This window comes from Methylibium sp., from assembly GCF_013817365.1.
Taxonomy (GTDB): Bacteria; Pseudomonadota; Gammaproteobacteria; order Burkholderiales; family Burkholderiaceae_C; genus Methylibium.
Genome location: NZ_JACDCU010000497.1, coordinates 1 through 2,788 on the forward strand (window position 1 = coordinate 1; position 2,788 = coordinate 2,788).

Below are 2,788 nucleotides of genomic sequence, written 5' to 3' on the forward strand. Positions count from 1 at the left end.
CACTGACATCGTGACCGGCGAACTGAAACCGCCCGTTCGCGTAATCGCCACGGTGTAGGTAGCTGTTCCACCATTGGCCGGAACCGTTACTGACGACGGACTGATCGACAGCGCGAAGTCCGGAGCTGGTGTTGGCGTCGGTGTCGGTGTCGGCGTTGGCGTTGGCGTTGCTGTCGGCGTCGGCGTCGCTGTTGGCGTCGGTGTCGGTGTCGGTATCGGTGCTGCGCAGGCACCCGGTCCCGCCGTGTTGTCTACGAAGCCAGACACGGTCCCGCTGAATTGCGAGGAGGTCGTTGAGCCGCCTGATGTATTGACCACTACGACGAAGTTCGACTGCGGAGCCACGGTAAACGAATACGTAGCGGATCCCACCGTGTTTCCCAAGCCGACCACTCCACTGTCGCCGAGGTAGTTCGTGCACAAAGCCGCTGGGTCATAGCTGCCCTGGTACGCCGCGCTTTGGATGTCACTGCCACCCAAAGCAGCGTCGATTTTCACGGTATAGCACCTGGCCGCTCCGCTGGTGTTGTTGAAGGTGAATGTCTTGTAATTGCGGACACCGGCAGTGCCGATTCCTCCCGGGCAGCCCTTTCCGCTGCACGTGCTTGCAACGCCATCGCGGCCCAGTCGGTCGGTCTGAGACGGATCCGTCAACGCGATCGAGCTGGCGGGAATCGTCTGGTTGGCGCCGCCGCCGCAAGTCGGAACCGTGAACACGAGCGACTTGGTCCCGCCTGTATACGTCAAATTAAGCGACAGGGCGATGTCAGTGCCGCAAACGAATGAGCTGGATGTCGAAATCTTGTATGGCGTGGCGTTCGTGCCGCTCCCGTCGATCAGCATGTCGGGATACGTCGCGCTGCCGTCAACCACCGTGACGCCTGCGGTCGTTGTTGTGAGCGTCGCCGAGATCGCGGTCGCTTTGGCGCAGCCGTTGTTCTTCACGGGCATGTTTAGCTTCACGCACTCAGCCTTGTTGACCTTGCCGTTGTTGTTGCCGAGCGAGTCGTCGATCGCGACGGGGCCGTTCGGCTCCAGCTTCGAGGCGCCGGTCATGATGAAGTTCGCGGTCGCCGTGCCACCGCTGCCAGGGCTGACACTGGCCGAAGCAGGCGAAGCGCTCGTGCAGTTGCGGTCGGCGTCGGCGGCTGTTGCCGTGTAGCTGCCGGCCGGGACAGAGATCGAATAGACGCCCGAGGCGTTACTGGCCGCGGCGTAGCCGTTGTTTAGCGTGACAGTGACTCCGGAGATCGGAGCGCCGGTTTCGGACGAGGTGATCGTTCCTGACACGGTGCCCCACGCCTGAGCGTCGGTGCAGGAAGGGAACCTGTATTTTGCGATGCGCGTTGACCAGTTAAAGCTACCGTCCGTCTTCAAGTATTCGTTCGTATAGTAAAAGGTGCATTGGTCGATCGGGTCGAGCGTCATTGCGCTGTAGTCGCCCCATCGGTTGCCCGCGCCTAGCTGGACGCCGCTGCTAGCGATCACAGTGGTCTCGGCGCCCATCGTGTTGAGGGCATCAGTACCTAGGCGGCCGGTCATGTAGATGCCCGGCTTGGTCGAGGTGCTCGATTTGCTGTAGCCGAGCGCGATGTTGCGGTCTTTGTCCATTGCGATGGAGGGCATGAAGCGGTAATCGGTATCCGGATCGAACGTGCCAGATTGGTAGAGCGACGGTGTAGCCGTGGAGCTGCCAGCGTTTCTGAACTCCATCCATTTTATGGCGCCGTGACCCGGCACGCTCGTGCTGCCGGCGGTCGGCCCACTGGCAAGAAGAGATTCCTGCGGGGCAGCTTGCGTGCCGTTATTGCGATAGGCCAAGCGGTACATGTAATGGTCCGAAATGTTGTCGAGATAGTCGGTGGCAATTGCAGGTGAAGGCTGCGGGACGCAGTCGCGGCCGTTCGTGTTGCTCACGCACGGCGGCGTGCTTATGCCAACCGTGGAGATGACTGCAGAGGTGAGGGCGATCGTGGGTGTCGTTCCCCACGTCACCTTCACTCTGGTCGAGTCGGTCCTATTGGTGAATTGGCCATTAGGTCCCAGAATAAACGCCGCCTCGCCGGCCGGCGGAGGAGTCAAACTGTCGAGATCGGCCGGCAAAAAACCATACTGGATGGCGCCTCCATCTTTCGCGAGATCGCTCGAAAGCTGCCGGGCTGGGAGACCTGCGATCATCTTCTCGCGCTCGAAAACGTAGACCCGGCCTGCAAGATAGGAGGTGCCAGCCGCATTGAACACGTGCGTGGTCATGTAGTAGCCGTCCGGCCAGACGCCGGTGTGCGGGTAATCGACGAAGTTCGTGCCGTCCGTCAGAAAATCGTAAAGGTAGTACGCCCCCGTCGCGTCGGAGGTCTCTGAAACCGCGACGCACTGATGAGAGTAGCTCCCGCTCGGCCCGCCGACGAGGAACTGGGAAAGCACCCAGCGGCCCGCAAGGATGTCATAGGAGACCACCGGGTCGCCGTCGTTATGCGAAGCGCAAAGGCCACCGAGCGCCTGGAAAAGAGTGTTGCCAGCAGCCGGGCCGTACTGCAACGCGCCGGTGTTCTTGTCGAAGATTGCAAAGCTCGTGTTGTTCCACTGCACATACTGCGTCGCACCGACGCGGCCGTTCACGTCGGGTGGATTACTCGAAGGGGCAAATCCCGCAAGGCCAACCCCGACACCGTCCCAGCCACTGCCAACAGCGGTTGGCGCGGAGTACACAGGACCCAGAGTCGTCTGAATCGGTCCAGCCGGGTCGCCGTTTTCGGTCGGCGGCCGGGGACGGATTGGTTCCGGATGA

Annotated in this window: 1 protein-coding gene; it reads right to left on the reverse strand. The window is 61.5% G+C overall.

The annotated features are described in order from the left end of the window. Positions 1 to 2,619, reverse strand: a 2,619-nt coding sequence (locus tag H0W38_RS20365) for a carboxypeptidase-like regulatory domain-containing protein (RefSeq protein WP_292457611.1), incomplete at its 3' end; no start/stop codon positions are given. Positions 2,620 to 2,788: the final 169 nt, after the last annotated feature.